This window comes from Colwellia sp. 20A7, from assembly GCF_009832865.1.
Classification (GTDB): Bacteria; Pseudomonadota; Gammaproteobacteria; order Enterobacterales; family Alteromonadaceae; genus Colwellia.
In genome coordinates, this window is record NZ_CP047130.1 from 2,610,957 (window position 1) to 2,627,935 (window position 16,979).

A 16,979-nucleotide genomic window follows, 5' to 3' on the forward strand; every position below is an offset into this window, starting at 1 on the left:
GAGCGTTAACAATAGTAATATTTCTTACAATTCTGTAGAATCTCTTAAATAAAGTATGTGTAGTTTTAGTTCACATCACTTGTGAATTCCATTTTGCTTATCTATTAGAGTTCCTTCTAATAATAAAACAAAAAACTTATACTCACTTCTTTGTAGAAAAAAATAATTTGTCTATACTCCTTGATAATTAAACAATTATTTAAACAAGCATATAGAAACTATTTAACGTTTAGCTTTATCTGCTTTAAAAACACTCTGACTGGTAAGGATTATCATGAACACACTTAGTATTAAGCAAAGGATTTTATTGCTTTCAATAGTCCCTCTCATATTGGCTGTTTTAGTCATTATGTTTTTGGTGAATATCCAACTTCAAGCACTTGGCGAAGAACAAGTTAAAAATACTAAAATCACTATGATGGCAGATAAACGAACAACACTTAAAAATTATGTTGATATATCGTTATCTTCAATTAATAAATTAGTTGAACAAGCTGTCGGTATTGATGATGAACAGAAGAAAAATGAAGTCGCCAGTTATTTACGTGATATTGTTTTTGAAGAGTCGAAAGATGGTTATATTTTTATTTATGAATATGACGGTGTAAACATTGCCCATAAAGAAAAACCAGAGCTTGAAGGAAAAAACCTTTATAACTTAAAAGATCCAAACGGTGTACTTGTTATTAAGGAATTAATAGAGCAAGCCCAAAATGGTGGTGGTTATGTAGAATACATGTGGCACAAACCTTCTAAAGATATGGAAGTGACTAAATTAGGTTATGCGAAATCTATTGATAAATTTAAATGGATGGTAGGCACTGGTTTCTATGTCGATGATATTGAAGATGAAATTGCAAATATCCGTATGAAAGTTGATGCTGGTATTAATAAAGCCATGTTGCTTATTGGTACTGTCGGTGCTTCTTTAGTCGCACTTGTGATTTTTATCAGTCTTTACATCTCTGCTAGAATTACGCGACCTTTATGTGACACTGCGCTTGCATTAGACGATATTAGCCAAGGAGAAGGTGATTTAACTCGTCGTTTAAAAGTATATGCTGAAGATGAAGTTGGTCAAGTATCTAAGGGTTTCAACTTATTTGTAGAAAAAATGCAGCAATCTGTTTTAGAAGTTAAAAGTGGCATTATTGATCTAAGTAGCTCTTCTCATCAGATGGAAACAGTCGTAATAAGTACCAATGGTAATGTCGAAAATCAAAGACAAGAAACAATTCAAGCAGCAACGGCCGTACACGAAATGGCCGCAGCAACACAAGAAATAGCAACAAATGCTGCCAATGCCGCAACTTCTGCACAAGAAGCTGATACAGAAGCGATGACTGGTCAACGTATTGTTGAAGAGACTATTGCGGCAATTTCTGCACTTTCTGACAATATAAATGGTGCGAGTGAAGTTGTTAATCAACTGAGCACTGATGCAGATGAAATAGGCAATGTACTTAATGTTATTAAAGCAATCGCCGACCAAACTAATTTACTTGCACTTAATGCAGCGATAGAAGCCGCCCGTGCAGGTGAACAAGGTCGAGGTTTTGCGGTTGTTGCTGATGAGGTTCGTGCATTAGCAAGTCGTACTCAGCAAAGTACAGAAGAGATACAGCAAATGATAGAACGTTTACAGCAAGGAGCCAGTGAAGCAGTAAATGTTATGGGAACTAGCCGTAAACAAAGTCAAGACACGGTAATGATGGCAGCCACAGCAAGTGATTCATTAAGAACCATTACTAATTCAGTAAGCACTATTACAGATATGAATACCCAAATAGCTACTGCGGCAGAAGAGCAGACAACGGTTGCCGATGAAATTAGTAAAAATGTACAACAAATAGCTGATATTGCTGAAGACTCTTCAGAGCGAGCTGTTGAACTTGCTAATACAACGAATGGACTTATTCAACTTGAGCAACGTCTATCAAAGATTGTGGCACAGTTTAAAGTTTAAGGTTAAAGCCAGACTCTAAATACAGTCAAAATACAGTCAAAATACGGTGAGTGTTAGTTCGCGATGAACTAACACTCTGTATTAATTAATTAGCCAACCATGAAGCAGAGATAAGTGTTTCATTACCTTTTTTTACTTTGCCTATAAACTTACTGTTAGCAACAATTCCCCCTACTCCCTTAGGAGTACCAGTCATTACAATATCACCGTCTTCAAGCGTAAAAAAACTGCTAAGTTGAGCTAGAATAGTATCCGGTTTATACATCATGAGTTCAACACCGCCTGATTGCATCACTTTACCATCAATAATTAATTCTAATTGTAAGCTATTATCAATAGTATCAATCGCGACAAAATCACTAAATAACGCCGCGCCATCAAACCCCTTAGCACGCTCCCAAGGTAGCCCTTTCGCTTTTAACCTTGCTTGCAAATCACGTTTAGTTAAATCTAACCCAAGAGCAACCGCAGTAAATTTTCCCTGCTCATTTTCACTTTTATGATTATTTTTTTGATTGTTTTTTTGATATAGGAAGCATAATTCAGCTTCATAGTGCAGTGGTTCTTGATGAAAAGACGCTAACTGATCAGAAATAGCTGAATTAGGTTTTAAAAATACAATCATTTCATCTGGTATTTCATTCCCTAATTCGGCTATGTGAACAACATAATTACGACCGATACAAATAACTTTAGAGGGTGTTATCTTCTTCCCGTCAAAATTTACTGTTTTCATCCTATTCTCTTGTAATTAAATTAATCTAAAGGGTTTATCGTTATCAAGTAATATTAAGCTATATTTAGAATATCTTTGATAAAAGGAATAGTTATCTTACGTTGCTCTCTAATTGAAGCTTTATCTAGCACATCCAATGAGTCAATTAAATTTGTCATCGCACGAGACAACCTATTGAGAAGAAAGGTTGCAGCATCATCACTGAGCATTAAACCACGTTTAGATGCTCTATATTGCAGCGCAGAAATCTTTTCATTATCATTTAATGGTTTAAGCTGCTCTGTTAACCCCCAACTTAAACGAGAAACTAAATCAGGTAATGTTAAACCTAATTGAACAGCACTTTGATCACCACTAATTAATAAACTATTGTTCTGTTCTAAAACTCGGTTATACAGATCAAAAATAGCTTGCTGCCATAGCTCATTATTAGCAATTAATTGAATATCATCCAAGCAGATGAAATCAATTAGCTCTAAGCCGTCTAAAACTTCTACTGATAATTGTAATAACTCTGCACAAGATAAGCAGACAGACGTTTTACCTAATTGAGAAGCATAAGCACTAGCAGAGTGTAATAAATGTGATTTACCAACACCTGTTAAACCAAACAAATAAAAACAGTTAGGTTGTTTAGAATTAGGTAACAAGGTATTTTCAACAAATAGAGATAATTGACTGACCACAGCACTATTTGATTCACTTAGGTAGCTATCAAAAATTTCATCGTCTGGGAGTTGTACAGATAAAGCCAATTGCGCAGTTTTACCCATTACTTGCTCCAATTAAAAACTGGTACCAATATCCCTTCACCTTTTGGTGTAGGTGAATTGAATTGAGCTAAAGGGTCAATAATTTGAACAAGCGTATTATCAAGCTTCAACGAAGCCAGTAAAGCATCACTAGAACCAAGTAATTGAAGATTAAAGCGCCTTGCACTACCTTTAGCACTAAGTAATGTTGCAGATTTTACTGCAGATAAATTATTTAAAAAATTAAATACGTCAACATAAGTCGCTAAGTTATCTATATTAGCAACTTCAATAACTAAGTCGTTCTGTTTAGCTGTAGATAAAGCATAACGTTGGTAAATTAACTCTGTTATGTCAGCCAAACCTTGCTCTAATAATTCTTGTGGATTATCACCTAAATATTGTTGACTTAATTTTTGTTGTCCTTCAATAAGCCCCCAGTCTAATAAGCTCCAATCAAGCACATAATTATGGTTTTTTACTTTTGACTCTACACAAGGTAAAGCACAATCACTCGTTTCAACTTTAGCCGTGTCTGTATAATTGTCAGTATAGCTATCTGTAAGTAAACTTGAATTTGAAATTCTCATTACAACAATTGCTTCAGCTAAATAACGATTCGACGCTTCTTTTATAGGCTGTTGGAAACGCCCCCATACATCACTAATGGTTAATTGATTAAAATCAGTTAAATCCATTAATGGCATAATAATAGGCAAGCCTCGTTGAATAGAAAATTCATTCACTTTATAAGGTAAAGTAGAAGAAGAGGAATTAGAGACAATACTACGTTGTAACCCTTGCTCTTCAATTAACCAAAGTAATATTTGAGGTCGTAAACTACCCCATAAGGGTAAATTCGCTTGTTGAAATAACTGATTTATTTTTTCTTCATTGAAGCTAGCTAAAATAAATAATTGTTTTGTAGAGCCTAGCTGACCTTCAACCTTAATTGACTTTTCTTGGTATCGGTATTGATTTAGATAAGAATCGAAATCTTTCAAAGATTGTTTGATAATTTCATTATCTAAAACGCTTTGTTCGCCACCTACTTTTAACATCACTGCAGCAAGTGCCTTTTTCAAAGCATTAGCTCTATCACCACTGCTTTGTGATTTAATAGCAACACTGGCCTGATATAAATCTTTTATTTCAACCGCTTCAATGGTTATAGAAGATAAAATGGTAAGAATAACAAACAGTAAAAAATTAATTTTTTTGAACATATTAAAAAAAACAAGCTATTTTGTAGGTCTGATTCTATCATAATCAAATCAATATACATATCTCTACAATCAATGCCTTGGCTAAAATCGTTACTAATTCTAGTCTAATCCTTACATAGAAGTGAATTAGGCAATGACTAAATAAAAAAATTGATTAATTAAGATAAAGATTTTGAGTATATGTGCTTGCACTGGTAGAATACGCATCTTTTTAAACCTTAGTAAGTCTAAAATTTACGCTTATTTAGGTATTATTCTATCGGTAATTTTTGAGGTTTCCTGTGAGCGAACAAAAACAATCTTTAAGTTATAAAGATGCTGGTGTTGATATTGACGCTGGTAATGCCCTTGTTGAAAACATTAAAGGTGCAGTAAAACGTACTACTCGCCCTGAAGTTATGGGTGGTTTAGGTGGTTTTGGTAGTGTTTGTCAGTTACCTACTGGCTATAAAGAGCCTGTATTAGTTGCGGGCACAGACGGCGTAGGAACCAAATTACGTTTAGCAATTGATTTAGCAAAGCATGATACTGTTGGTATCGATTTAGTTGCTATGTGTGTTAATGACTTAATTGTTCAAGGTGCAGAGCCATTATTCTTCTTAGATTATTACGCAACAGCAAAACTTGATGTTGCCGTAGCTTCTTCAGTAGTTGAAGGTATAGCAGAAGGTTGTATTCAAGCAGGTTGTGCTTTAGTTGGTGGTGAAACGGCTGAAATGCCAGGTATGTACCATCAAGGCGATTACGACATTGCAGGGTTTTGTGTTGGTGTTGCTGAAAAATCACGCTTACTTGATGGTAGTAAAGTGGCCGCAGGTGATCAGTTAATAGCATTAGGCGCCTCAGGTCCTCATTCAAATGGTTTTTCATTAATTCGTAAAGTATTAGAAGTTAATAATACTGATACAAGTGAATTACTTAATGGAAAAGCGATTAGCGAACATTTACTTGAACCAACAAAAATTTATGTGAAGTCTGTATTAGCCTTACTTAAAGAAATTGATGTTCATGCGCTTTCACATATTACTGGTGGTGGTTTCTGGGAAAATATTCCACGTGTTTTACCTGAAACAGCGCAAGCAGTGATTAATGGTGAAAGCTGGCAGTGGCCAGAAATTTTTAATTGGTTAAAAGAAAATGGCAATATCACTGAACACGAAATGTACCGTACCTTTAATTGTGGTGTCGGTATGATTATCGTTGTTCCTCAAGATAAAGTTGAACAAAGCATTGAAGTTTTAACTGCCCACGGCGAAAAAGCTTGGCATATTGGCTCAATAGCTGACAAAGCCGACGGTCAAGAACAGGTTGTTTTTTCTTAAGTTAGATACAAATCTAATAGTTAATTTTATAAGGAAAGCAAATGTCTAGCCGAATAGTTGTACTTATTTCAGGCCGTGGCACTAATTTGCAAGCAATCATTGATGCTTGTAAATTAGGCGATTATCCTGGTTCTGTTGTTGGTGTGGTTTCAAATAAACTTGATGCTTATGGCTTAGTTCGTGCCAAAGATGCTGATATTGAAGCCATTGCGCTTTCACATAAAGGTTTTGAGAGTCGTGAAAGTTACGATCAGGCTCTAATCACTAAAATTGATAAGTTCTCTCCTGATATTATCGTACTTGCGGGTTTTATGCGTATATTAACACCTGCTTTTGTTCAGTATTATCAAGGGAGATTAATCAATATCCACCCTTCTTTGCTGCCTAAGTATCAAGGTTTAAATACACACCAACGTGCCATTGATGCCGGTGATAAAGAGCATGGTGTGAGTGTACATTTTGTTACTGAAAAATTGGACGGTGGTCCTGTTATATTACAAGCTAAAGTGCCTGTATTTGACGGTGATACTAGCGATGATTTAGCTGCACGCGTACATGAACAAGAGCATAGAATTTACCCTTTAGTCGTTAAATGGTTATGTGAAAATCGTTTAAGAATGGAAACTAAAGATAAAAATGAAGTAGCAATATTAGATAATAATATTCTCTCAATTTCAGGTTATGCGAACGACGAATAAGCTGTTAGTATAAAGGTAGTTAATTTTTTACCTTTATACTTTTTCAGGATAAACCGTGCCAATAAAACACTCTCTACTTTTTTTACCTGCCCTTTTACTTATTTTGATATCTACTACTAGTATTGCCGATACTATTGAAAAAGTAGTCACTACTCATCAAGACAGTAATCAATATAAAAATATTATTCCTGAATTTACAGCTGAATATACGGTGTTACATAAGGCTGACCCGGTAGGTACTGCAGTTAGGTCATTAAGTTATCAAACTGATGGTAGTATTGATTATCATTATAAAACTTATGTTGAATGGCTTATTTTTTCACAAACTCGCAGTGAAACCTCAATTCTAACAATAACAGATAACCAAGTAACACCACTACATTATAAATATAGTAGAGAAGGTACAGGTAAAGATAAACATTACGAGTGGCTTTTCCATGCATCAGAAAATAAAGCTGAAGATATTCAACGCAAAAGAGCGCACACAGTAGACTTCTCTAATAATCTACAAGATAAACTCAGCTATCACCTTCAACACAGGTTAAACCTAATAGCTGATGCCACACAAAAAACTTACACCTACTCGGTGATTAATACTGCAGGTTCAATTAAAGATTATATCTATGAGTATGATGGCGAAGAAGAATTGATTCTGCCGTACGGTTTAGTAAAAACCGTACGCTTTAAGCGTGAAATCAAAGACAAAGAACGTATTACTTATGCTTGGTTTGCCCCTGAACTCGATTACTTATTAGTAAAACTGTACCAAACAAAAGCAGGAAATGAACAGTTTGAAGCCCAGCTTTCAGGCTATACGTTAAATGTAAAAACAGACAAAGGCATAGTAAAGTAGCAGAAACGATACTGAAAAAAATCTGGAATATAAGGATGACGACTTTACTCGTCATCCCATAAATAGCTCTATATCACGTCTTCTATATAGCGCTGCTTCTAAATAAATAAGTCGAGAGTTACCGCTAGTTTTTGATTATTCTTTTCTACCACACGATATTGATTCACCCAATCGAAATAAATGCCAATCTCCGGCACTCATCTTATGCCAAGTTTCATCATCGGTCAGTGGTTTGGTTGCGATCACAGTAACAATATCTTTATCTGTCGTCTCTTGGTGGAAATCTACTGCCATTTCGGCATCAATTAAACTAGCTTTTCCAAAAGGTGCTCGACGTGTTATCCAATGTAGATTGTTAGAACAATAAGCAAATAAGCACTCACCATCGCTGATAATAATATTAGCAACACCTAGGCTGTCAATTTGACTGGTTAATGTTGCGATAAATTCAAATAACACAACTGATGACGGCTCTTGCTCAGCGAACTTAAAATGAAGCTGGTCTAAAATCCAACAAAAAGCATGCTCACTATCAGTCGTTCCAATCGGTAAGTGCCATTTAATAGGCAATGCTTTTTGAAAATCATTTAATTGCCCATTATGTGCATAAGTCCAATTTTTACTCCACATTTGTCTAATAAAAGGATGGGTATTTTCTAAACAAACACCACCTGAATTAGCTTGTCGAATATGGCAAACTACAGACTCGCTTTTCATCGGATACTTTGTCACTAAATCGGCAATAGGCGAATGAGCACTCGGTTGTGGATCTTTAAAGCTACGACAGCCTTTACCTTCATAAAATGTGATACCCCAACCGTCTTTGTGAGGACCTGTATTTCCTCCTCGCTGCATTAAACCACTAAAACTAAAACAAATATCTGTTGGTACATTAGCTGACATAGCTAAAAGTTCACACATAATTAACCTTAAAGAGAATCAAATAAAATAAAATTGAAAAGCAAAATAAAACCAATATAACCCAAACAAATACTTGGTTATCTTGTTAATATAATCTATATATAGATTATACAATTACTTTTATTCAATGTAACAAAAACAAGGATATTTTGTGGATATTTTACTTTGGTTAATTTTAGCGCTTTCGCTTACTTGGTTTATGAGCTACTCGCGTGCTTCGCTATCATCATTTACTTTTGCATTTATGGGATTAATGGCTGTTGGTACTTTTTTCGATATTATCGGGTTTGTATCTTGGCTACTTTTTGCTGTGATTGCTCTTCCATTGAATATTGATAATATTCGCCAACAATTTATTAGTATGCCGTTATTAACATTATTTAAAAAAATAATGCCAAAAATGTCGGAAACAGAACAACAAGCTATAGACGCCGGTACTACTTGGTTTGAAGCTGAATTGTTTCGGGGCAACCCAAACTGGTCAAGGTTACATAACTATCCTCAACCTCGCCTTAGCGCTCAAGAAAAAGCATTCTTAGAAGGCCCTGTAGAAGAAGTATGTGGCATGGTTGATGAGTGGCAAACTACCCATGAAATTGCAGATTTATCACCAGAAGTTTGGCAATTCTTAAAGGATAATAAATTTTTTGCCATGATTATTAAGAAAAAGTATGGTGGCTTAGAGTTTTCTGCTTTTGCTCAATCAAGAGTATTGCAAAAATTAACAGGAGTAAGCTCGGTTCTTGCGAGTACTGTCGGTGTACCAAACTCTCTTGGTCCAGGTGAGTTATTACAAGAATATGGCACTAAAGAACAACAAGATTATTACTTACCACGTTTAGCTACCGGTGAAGAAATTCCGTGTTTTGCATTAACAGGTCCAGAAGCAGGATCTGATGCAGGCGCAATTCCAGATACAGGTGTCATTTGTAGACAAGTATTCGAAGATAAAGAAGTATTGGGAATAAAACTGAATTGGGACAAACGCTATATTACGCTTGCACCTGTTGCGACGGTGCTAGGATTAGCATTTAAGCTTGAAGATCCTGATGGGCTACTTGGCGAAACTAAAGAATTAGGTATTACTTGTGCGCTAATTCCTACAAATATGAACGGCATCACGATAGGCCGCAGACACTTTCCGCTTAATGTTCCATTTCAAAATGGTCCAACACAAGGTAAGGATGTGTTCGTTCCACTTGATTATATTATTGGTGGAAGTGAAATGGCTGGACACGGCTGGCGTATGCTGGTTGAGTGTTTATCTGTTGGCCGAGCAATCACATTGCCTTCAAATAGTGCGGGTGGAATAAAAACAGCTGCATTAGCTACTGGTGCTTATAGCCGAATTCGACGTCAATTTAAATTACCTATTGGTAAAATGGAAGGTGTTGAAGAGCCTCTTGCAAGAATTGGTGGTAACGCCTATTTAATGGATGCTGTTACAACGTTGTCAACCGGCGCAATAGATCTTGGCGAAAAACCGTCAGTTATTTCTGCTATTTCTAAATACCACTTAACAGAGAAAATGCGTTCATCTATCATTGATGCTATGGACATTCATGGTGGCAAAGGTATATGTATGGGACCTAACAACTATCTTGCTAGGAGTTACCAAGGTGCGCCTATCGCGATAACGGTTGAAGGTGCAAATATTCTGACCCGCAGCTTAATCATCTATGGTCAGGGGGCTATACGTTGCCATCCTTATGTTCTAGCTGAATTAGAAGCGGCCAATGAAAGTAACCCAGAACAAGCATTGAATGATTTTGACCACGCACTATTTGGTCATATTGGTTTCAGCATTAGTAATATAAGCCGTAGTTTATGGTGCTCTCTTACTGGCGCTCATTTATTACCTGCCCCGTTTAATGATGAAAGTAAACGTTATTACCAATTATTAACTCGCTTTAGTTCCAATTTAGCGATGCTTAGTGATGTTTCGATGTTGGCCTTAGGTGCAGATTTAAAACGCAGAGAGCGTATATCAGCACGATTGGGTGATGTATTAAGTCATTTATACCTAGCAAGTGCTTGTCTAAAACGTTTTAATGACGAAGGTAGACAAGCCGATGACTTACCATTATTGAAATGGGCTGTAGAAGATTCTTTATATAACATACAAGTCGCCATAGATGCTTTACTTAGCAACTTTCCGAATCGCTGGCTCGCATGTACATTAAGAGCTGTAATATTCCCGTTCGGTACTTGGCTAACTAAACCATCAGATCATTTAGACCATCAAGTAGCAAGCTTATTACAAACACCTTGCCCCGCCAGAGATAGATTAGGTAAATGGCAATATTTAACCAGAGATGGTAAAAATGTTTATGGTTTATTAGAACAAACATTAGAAGATATTATTGCTTGTGAGCCAATCTTTAAAAAAGTATGTGACGCTATTGATAAGAAATTACCTTTTTATCAATTAGATAATGCCGCTAAATTAGGGTTAGCTGCAAATGCTATCACCGAAACAGAAGCACAGTTACTAATCAAAGCCGAAATAGGAAGAAAGGCTGTTATTAGTGTTGATGATTTTGATAGTAATGAGTTAGCAGCCTCAAAGTCTTCATAATAAAATTGCATAAATATAACGTTATAACAAAGTATTGTTATAACGTTATAAATACCGTCACTATTAATTAGTTGTATATAACGTCTGTAGAATAATATCCCCTTTCCCCCTAAAATAATCAAAAAATCAATGTAATAAATAGCTATAATCATTTATATATTAAGTGAAGCCTCTCTATTTAACTAATTAATCTCAAAGGTTTTAAATTGTCTAAATCTAAACAAATCCCAACTGATTTTTTTGATATGTTACCAATTCCTATTGCTGTACTGGAGCTTAAGGATAATACGCTTAATCATCCTATGATTTACCTAAATAGTAGCTTTAATCGTACTATAGGTTGGAATTTAGACGATATACCTGATAAAGATCATTAGTGGGCAAAGGCATATCCGGATCCAAATTATCAAAAAACGGCTGAAGATTTATGGGAGCTCTATATGGAATCGGCTAATTATAACGATGAGAGTTTTGCAATGATGACGGTGAATATTACAACGAAGTATCATGGAGTTAAGCGCTTTAAAGTCCATACAGAGTTAAAAGGTGCGTTGATCGACGGATATTATGTTGTAGCATTTAAAGAAGTATATGACTAAAAATAACACGGCAAGAATTAACTTGATGAATATCAAATTATAATATAGAAATATCTAACTCAAATCTAATATGAAATAGCACCTAAAATAGGAGCTTAACATATTAGACCTGAGCTAATACAGATATTGAACTAAAGGTATTTAGTCGCTATTTCCATCTTCAACACGACTTTTTAACTTTTGACCTGGTCGGAAAGTAACAACTTTACGAGCAGAAATAGGAATATCCTCTCCTGTTTTAGGGTTTCGCCCTGGACGTTCGCTTTTTTGACGTAAGTCAAAATTTCCAAAACCAGAAAGTTTGACTTGTTCGCCACTTTCTAATGTTTCGCGAATATCTTCAAAAAACATTTCAACCATGTCTTTTGCGTCGCGCTTGCTAAGCCCAACTTTCTCAAATAAATGTTCTGCTACTTCTGCTTTAGTAAGCGCCATTGCTTAGTCCCTCAGTGATGCTTTCAACTCTGTTTGTAAAGAATCAACGACTCGATCAATGACATCTGTGATGTCTTTGTCTTCAAGCGTTTTGTTTGTATCTTGTAATACTAAGGCTATGGCAAGACTTTTATAACCATCGTCTATACCTTGACCTTTGTATACATCAAATAAGTTTAGATCAATTAGTAGACTTCCGCCAACCTTTTCAATAAGTTGTAACACTTTTTTTGCATCAACATCATCTTTTACCACTACAGCAAGGTCACGTCTGTTTGCAGGAAAGCGAGAGAGATCACAGGCTTCAGGGATTTTTTGACCTAAAATTTCAGGTAATAATAATTCAAAAATTAATGTTCGACCATTTAATCCTAATTTCCTTTCTAATTCAGGATGTAAAGTACCGACAAAGCCAACTAACTGACCATTTTTAGTGATTTGAGCCGTTTGTCCTGGGTGTAGTGCACTAACTTCAGCTTTAGAAAATTCATATGATGCGGCATCACACGTTAGTGAAAGAAGCGCTTCAACATCGCCTTTTATATCATAAAAGTCTGTTGCTGATTTTTCTACACTCCAATGTTCATCAGCACAATTACCACTGATAACACCAGCAATCATATTTTGTTGACGAACACCATTTTCTGCATTTTCATCAGGTACAAAACGTAAGCCAGCTTCAAATAAGCGTACTCTACTTTGTTGACGGTTTTGGTTATAAACAACTGACTGCAATAAACCTGTCCATAAACTTAAACGCATTACCGACATTTCTGACGATATAGGATGAGGTAAAGTCATCACTTCTTGATTAGGATGAATTATCGATTGTATTTTAGGGTCAACAAAACTGTAAGTTATCGCTTCTTGATAATCACGGTTTACCAACGTATTTTTTAATTTAGCTAAATCAATAATCGCTTCTTTTTTATTGACCATTTTTAAACTCGCTTTTGGTGCAATATTAGGAATATTGTTATAACCATAAATACGAGCAACTTCTTCAATTAAGTCGACTTCAATTTTTATATCAAAACGGTAAGCGGGAACTACCACTTTCCATTTTGTTGCACTACCCTCACCTTCAACATTAACAGTGAAACCAAGGCGTGTTAAAATTTCAGTTACTTTAGTATCTTCGATATGATGACCAATACGGCTATCTAACTTTTCACGTCTTAAAGAAACATTTTTAGTTTGAGGGATATCGCTTTCTGATTTGGCTTCAACGATAGGTCCTGCCTGACCACCAACAATATCCAACAATAGCTGTGTAGCGCGCTCCATCGCATCATTTTGTAATGTAGGGTCTATTCCACGCTCATAACGATGTGATGCGTCAGTATGCAAACCGTATTGACGTGCTTTACCTAAAATAGCCAATGGAGCAAAAAATGCACTTTCCAAGAATATATCAGTAGATTCTGTTGTTACACCAGAATCAAGGCCACCAAAAATACCGGCAATGGCTAATGCTTTACCATTACCATTAGCTGGTTCATCAGCAATCACTAATGTTTTATCTTTAAGTGTTACTTCATTCTCATCTAATAAGGTTAGTTTTTCCGCTTTATTTGCAAAACGTACTTTTATGCCACCGTTAATTTTTGATAAATCAAAAGCATGCATAGGATGACCAAGCTCTAACAACACATAATTAGTCACATCAACCACAGGATCTATTGAACGCGTACCACAACGACGTAGTTTTTCTACCATCCATAATGGCGTTTGTGCTGCAGGATTAATGCCTTTAATCACACGACCTAAATAACGAGGACATGCTGTGCCTTCTTCAATTGTAATATCAATAACATCATCAATTGTTGATTTAACCGCACTAATTTCTACTTCAGTTACTTCTTTTGAATTAAGTACGCCTACTTCACGAGCTAAGCCTTTTATACCTAAGCAGTCACCACGGTTAGCCGTTAAATCAACATCAATAGTAACATCGTCTAGATCTAAATATTCACGTAAACAAGTACCTACTGGAGCATCTTGCACTAGCTCCATAATACCATCAGAGCTATCACTTAAACCTATTTCAGACTCACTACACAACATACCAAATGAAGGTACACCACGTAATTTAGCCTTTTTAATTTTAAAATTACCCGGTAATACTGCGCCAACTGTCGCAACCGCGACTTTAAGCCCAGTACGACAATTTTTTGCACCACAAACAATGCTAACCAACTCGCCTTTTTCTACTGTAGTAGAGCTATAATCGCCAAGACTTATTTTTGTTACTTGCAGTTTATCTGCATCAGGGTGAGGTCCACATTCAACCACTTCACCAATAATAACATTGGTGAATTCGCCTGCAACAGGATCGACTCCGTCTACTTCAAGACCAGCCATAGTAATTTGATGAGCTAATTCATCAGATGAAAGTGCAGGATTTACCCACTCACGTAACCAAGATTCACTAAATTTCATTTGGGGTTTCCTACTTGAACTGTTTTAAGAAGCGAAGATCGTTTTCAAAGAATGCACGTAAATCATTTACGCCATAACGAAGCATTGTTAAGCGTTCAACGCCCATACCAAATGCAAAGCCGGTGTAAACTTCAGGATCTATACCTACACTTTTAAGTACATTAGGATGCACCATACCGCATCCAAGTACCTCTAACCATTTACCATTTTTACCCATAATATCTACTTCAGCAGAAGGTTCAGTAAATGGGAAATACGATGGACGGAAACGAATTTCCACTTCTTCTTCAAAGAAATGGTGCAAGAAGTCATGCAAAATTCCTTTAAGGTGAGTAAAGCTAACATCTTTATCAACCATCAAACCTTCGACTTGATGAAACATTGGCGTATGCGTTTGATCGTAATCGTTACGATATACTTTACCCGGAGAAATAATACGTAATGGTGGCTTTTCAACTTCCATCGTACGGATTTGAACACCTGAAGTTTGCGTACGTAGCACTAATTTAGGATTGAAGTAAAAAGTATCATGATCTTGACGGGCAGGATGATGCTCAGGAATATTTAATGCATCAAAGTTATGATAATCATCTTCAACTTCAGGGCCAGCTTTAACTTCAAAACCTAAATCACCAAAAAAACTTTCAATACGGTTGATAGTACGAGTAACAGGATGCAAACCACCAAGTTGAGGGCCTCGTCCTGGTAAAGTTACGTCAATAGATTCTGCAGCAAGCTTTTGAGAAATCTCTTCTGCACGTAACAATTCACCTCGGTCTGTTAATAATTTTTGCACTTTTTGTTTGGCAATATTTATTACTTGGCCCATTTTAGGCTTTTCTTCTTTAGGCAGTTTACCTAAGCCTTTCATTTGCTCTGTAAATAAACCTTTTTTACCTAAAAAGTTAACGCGAACTTGATCTAGTGCATTAGGATCGATTGCTTCACTAATCGCCTTTTCTGCCTGAACGACAATATCATCTATGGTGGTGGTGTCTAAACTCATGATTTCCTCTAAAACGGGACTAAAACAGCCTTTGTGAAAAGGCAAAATTGCCGTTCAATAAATAGACTTAAAAAATGAGGTCAATTTTACATTAAAGTCTATAACCATGCCACCTTAAGATGATATGAGTCTATGATTATGTAGGATAAACTGCTTTTATTTAGTTTCAAGAGGGCTTGAAGTAGGAAATAAACACGATTTAACACCATTAATTGCTTAATAAAATGAGGATATAAAAAACCAGTGACATGCACTGGTTTTAATTTATTAATGTTAGATTCGTCTTTAATTAGTAAAAATGCGGCAATAACAATTAGTCATCACCATTACAATGCAATTACCAACCGTCTACATCTTTCATATCAGGTAATTGATGTGCAATACCTTTATGACAATCAATACACGTTTTTTCACCTGCCGCTAATGCGGTTGAATGTTGGTAAGCAGCACGTTCACTTTGCTCAGTAAAATCCATATAATCAAAATTATGACAGTTACGGCATTCTAAAGAATCATTAGCTTTTAAACGCGTCCATTCATTTTGAGCTAAACGTTTACGGTGATCCAAAAATTTTTCACGCGTATTAATAGTACCAAAAATAGTACCCCACACTTCTTTCGACGCTTGCATTTTTCGTGCTATTTTATCTGTCCACTTATGCGGTACATGACAATCAGGGCAAGTAGCTCTAACACCTGAACGGTTTGAAAAATGGATAGTTGTTTTTAACTCTTCATAAACATTATTTTCCATTTCATGACATGAAATACAAAACTCTTCCGTGTTGGTCACTTCTAGAGCCGTATTGAAACCACCCCAAAAAATTATACCCGCGATAAAACCACCAATCACTAAAACACCAAGGCTATAATAAGCACTAGGTTTTGTTAAGGTTCGCCAACCTATTAATAGTATATTTTTCATAATAGCTCCTAATGCTGGTCGGTATTAACGGTTTTACTCTTCATTAAACTGTTCATATCAATAAAGCTATTTTCTATTAACGGTTCAGTATCTAACTGAGTAACGTGACATTGATTACAAAAATAACGACGTGGTGAAACATCTGCTAAGAAATTCCCATCACGATCCATATAGTGTGTAACGCTTACCATTGGTGCTTGTGACTTTTCAGTACGATGACGAGAATGACAAGACATACATTTATTGTTGTTTTTATTTACTTCATAACCACGAACAGTATGCGGAATAATAGGCGGCTGCATAGGATAATTACGTCCTTGCTTTATATCCTTATTAATAACTTTAGGAATTCTGTTTGGTTCTTTTTGTGTCAAAATTTCAGTATGGTCACGTAATGTTGCGACCGTATTTATTTCTGATTTATCTGCAGCGAGTACCATAAAACTAGAAGAAATAATCAGTGAAAATATGACTAAAAGGTTAGTAATAGCTGATTTAATATATAAATTTTTCATATCCC

General features: G+C 35.8%; 16 protein-coding genes. 7 read left to right on the forward strand and 9 right to left on the reverse strand.

Going from position 1 to position 16,979, the window contains the following annotated elements:
- Nucleotides 1-274 precede the first annotated feature (274 nt).
- Nucleotides 275-1,966 carry a methyl-accepting chemotaxis protein gene (locus GQS55_RS11365; protein ID WP_159820632.1) on the forward strand — a complete coding sequence of 564 codons (1,692 nt, stop codon included), beginning with the start codon at nucleotides 275-277 and terminating at the stop codon, nucleotides 1,964-1,966.
- A gap of 85 nt (nucleotides 1,967-2,051) precedes the next feature.
- Here the strand turns inward: GQS55_RS11365 and GQS55_RS11370 are convergent, their stop codons facing one another.
- Genes GQS55_RS11370 through GQS55_RS11380 form a run of 3 tightly spaced genes read right to left on the reverse strand, consistent with a single transcriptional unit; the run spans nucleotide 2,052 to nucleotide 4,680 of the window.
- Nucleotides 2,052-2,702, reverse strand: a complete 651-nt coding sequence (locus GQS55_RS11370) for a fumarylacetoacetate hydrolase family protein (protein ID WP_159820633.1) — start codon at nucleotides 2,700-2,702, stop codon at nucleotides 2,052-2,054.
- Nucleotides 2,703-2,755: 53 nt separating this feature from the next.
- Nucleotides 2,756-3,475, reverse strand: a complete 720-nt coding sequence (hda, locus tag GQS55_RS11375) for a DnaA regulatory inactivator Hda (RefSeq protein WP_159820634.1) — start codon at nucleotides 3,473-3,475, stop codon at nucleotides 2,756-2,758.
- Nucleotides 3,475-4,680 carry a DUF2066 domain-containing protein gene (locus tag GQS55_RS11380; RefSeq protein WP_159820635.1) on the reverse strand — a complete coding sequence of 402 codons (1,206 nt, stop codon included), beginning with the start codon at nucleotides 4,678-4,680 and terminating at the stop codon, nucleotides 3,475-3,477. The genes hda and GQS55_RS11380 overlap by 1 nt, the downstream gene beginning before the upstream one ends.
- Before the next feature lie 281 nt (nucleotides 4,681-4,961).
- Here GQS55_RS11380 and purM point away from each other — a divergent pair, with 281 nt between their 5' ends.
- The 3 genes from purM to GQS55_RS11395 are packed head-to-tail and all read left to right on the forward strand — an operon-like array spanning nucleotide 4,962 to nucleotide 7,553.
- Entirely contained in the window at nucleotides 4,962-6,002 is a 1,041-nt protein-coding gene (gene purM / locus GQS55_RS11385; RefSeq protein ID WP_159820636.1) for a phosphoribosylformylglycinamidine cyclo-ligase, read from the forward strand.
- 41 nt (nucleotides 6,003-6,043) lie between these two features.
- The gene (gene purN, locus GQS55_RS11390) at nucleotides 6,044-6,700 is read left to right on the forward strand and encodes a phosphoribosylglycinamide formyltransferase (RefSeq protein ID WP_159820637.1); all 657 of its coding nucleotides are present in this window, start codon (nucleotides 6,044-6,046) and stop codon (nucleotides 6,698-6,700) included.
- Between the two features lie 55 nt (nucleotides 6,701-6,755).
- Nucleotides 6,756-7,553, forward strand: a complete 798-nt coding sequence (locus GQS55_RS11395) for a DUF3108 domain-containing protein (protein ID WP_236559621.1) — start codon at nucleotides 6,756-6,758, stop codon at nucleotides 7,551-7,553.
- A gap of 135 nt (nucleotides 7,554-7,688) precedes the next feature.
- Here the strand turns inward: GQS55_RS11395 and GQS55_RS11400 are convergent, their stop codons facing one another.
- Nucleotides 7,689-8,474, reverse strand: a complete 786-nt coding sequence (locus GQS55_RS11400) for a class II glutamine amidotransferase (protein WP_159820638.1) — start codon at nucleotides 8,472-8,474, stop codon at nucleotides 7,689-7,691.
- 151 nt (nucleotides 8,475-8,625) lie between these two features.
- Between GQS55_RS11400 and fadE the strand changes: the two genes are divergently transcribed.
- The 3 genes from fadE to GQS55_RS20050 all read left to right on the forward strand — a co-directional run bounded on the left by fadE (nucleotide 8,626) and on the right by GQS55_RS20050 (nucleotide 11,651).
- Nucleotides 8,626-11,052, forward strand: coding sequence for an acyl-CoA dehydrogenase FadE (fadE, locus tag GQS55_RS11405; RefSeq protein ID WP_159820639.1), 2,427 nt, complete (start codon nucleotides 8,626-8,628; stop codon nucleotides 11,050-11,052).
- A 206-nt stretch (nucleotides 11,053-11,258) separates the two neighbouring features.
- Nucleotides 11,259-11,429 (forward strand): hypothetical protein, encoded by a 171-nt coding sequence (locus tag GQS55_RS20045; protein WP_236559622.1) that lies wholly within the window; start codon nucleotides 11,259-11,261, stop codon nucleotides 11,427-11,429.
- A 63-nt stretch (nucleotides 11,430-11,492) separates the two neighbouring features.
- A complete protein-coding gene (locus GQS55_RS20050; protein WP_236559623.1) occupies nucleotides 11,493-11,651 on the forward strand; it encodes a hypothetical protein in 159 nt (52 codons plus the stop codon).
- Between the two features lie 141 nt (nucleotides 11,652-11,792).
- Here the strand turns inward: GQS55_RS20050 and GQS55_RS11415 are convergent, their stop codons facing one another.
- The 5 genes from GQS55_RS11415 to GQS55_RS11435 form a co-directional block, all read right to left on the reverse strand.
- A complete protein-coding gene (locus GQS55_RS11415) occupies nucleotides 11,793-12,086 on the reverse strand; it encodes an integration host factor subunit alpha (protein WP_159820640.1) in 294 nt (97 codons plus the stop codon).
- A 3-nt stretch (nucleotides 12,087-12,089) separates the two neighbouring features.
- On the reverse strand, nucleotides 12,090-14,528 hold the full coding sequence (gene pheT / locus GQS55_RS11420; RefSeq protein ID WP_159820641.1) for a phenylalanine--tRNA ligase subunit beta: 2,439 nt from the start codon (nucleotides 14,526-14,528) through the stop codon (nucleotides 12,090-12,092).
- A gap of 10 nt (nucleotides 14,529-14,538) precedes the next feature.
- Nucleotides 14,539-15,534, reverse strand: coding sequence for a phenylalanine--tRNA ligase subunit alpha (pheS, locus tag GQS55_RS11425; RefSeq protein WP_159820642.1), 996 nt, complete (start codon nucleotides 15,532-15,534; stop codon nucleotides 14,539-14,541).
- 337 nt (nucleotides 15,535-15,871) lie between these two features.
- Nucleotides 15,872-16,459 carry a cytochrome c3 family protein gene (locus GQS55_RS11430; protein ID WP_159820643.1) on the reverse strand — a complete coding sequence of 196 codons (588 nt, stop codon included), beginning with the start codon at nucleotides 16,457-16,459 and terminating at the stop codon, nucleotides 15,872-15,874.
- A gap of 8 nt (nucleotides 16,460-16,467) precedes the next feature.
- Entirely contained in the window at nucleotides 16,468-16,974 is a 507-nt protein-coding gene (locus GQS55_RS11435; protein ID WP_159820644.1) for a nitrate reductase cytochrome c-type subunit, read from the reverse strand.
- Nucleotides 16,975-16,979 lie beyond the last annotated feature (5 nt).

What these genes read in the sequence shown, in the direction of transcription:
- pheT (WP_159820641.1), bottom strand. Translation starts at nt 14,528, where the DNA reads ATGAAATTTAGTGAATCTTGGTTACGTGAGTGGGTAAATCCTGCACTT.
- GQS55_RS11380 (WP_159820635.1), bottom strand. Translation starts at nt 4,680, where the DNA reads ATGTTCAAAAAAATTAATTTTTTACTGTTTGTTATTCTTACCATTTTA.
- GQS55_RS11415 (WP_159820640.1), bottom strand. Translation starts at nt 12,086, where the DNA reads ATGGCGCTTACTAAAGCAGAAGTAGCAGAACATTTATTTGAGAAAGTT.
- GQS55_RS11435 (WP_159820644.1), bottom strand. Translation starts at nt 16,974, where the DNA reads ATGAAAAATTTATATATTAAATCAGCTATTACTAACCTTTTAGTCATA.
- GQS55_RS11370 (WP_159820633.1), bottom strand. Translation starts at nt 2,702, where the DNA reads ATGAAAACAGTAAATTTTGACGGGAAGAAGATAACACCCTCTAAAGTT.
- GQS55_RS11400 (WP_159820638.1), bottom strand. Translation starts at nt 8,474, where the DNA reads ATGTGTGAACTTTTAGCTATGTCAGCTAATGTACCAACAGATATTTGT.
- purN (WP_159820637.1), top strand. Translation starts at nt 6,044, where the DNA reads ATGTCTAGCCGAATAGTTGTACTTATTTCAGGCCGTGGCACTAATTTG.
- GQS55_RS11365 (WP_159820632.1), top strand. Translation starts at nt 275, where the DNA reads ATGAACACACTTAGTATTAAGCAAAGGATTTTATTGCTTTCAATAGTC.
- pheS (WP_159820642.1), bottom strand. Translation starts at nt 15,534, where the DNA reads ATGAGTTTAGACACCACCACCATAGATGATATTGTCGTTCAGGCAGAA.
- GQS55_RS20050 (WP_236559623.1), top strand. Translation starts at nt 11,493, where the DNA reads ATGGAATCGGCTAATTATAACGATGAGAGTTTTGCAATGATGACGGTG.
- GQS55_RS11430 (WP_159820643.1), bottom strand. Translation starts at nt 16,459, where the DNA reads ATGAAAAATATACTATTAATAGGTTGGCGAACCTTAACAAAACCTAGT.
- hda (WP_159820634.1), bottom strand. Translation starts at nt 3,475, where the DNA reads ATGGGTAAAACTGCGCAATTGGCTTTATCTGTACAACTCCCAGACGAT.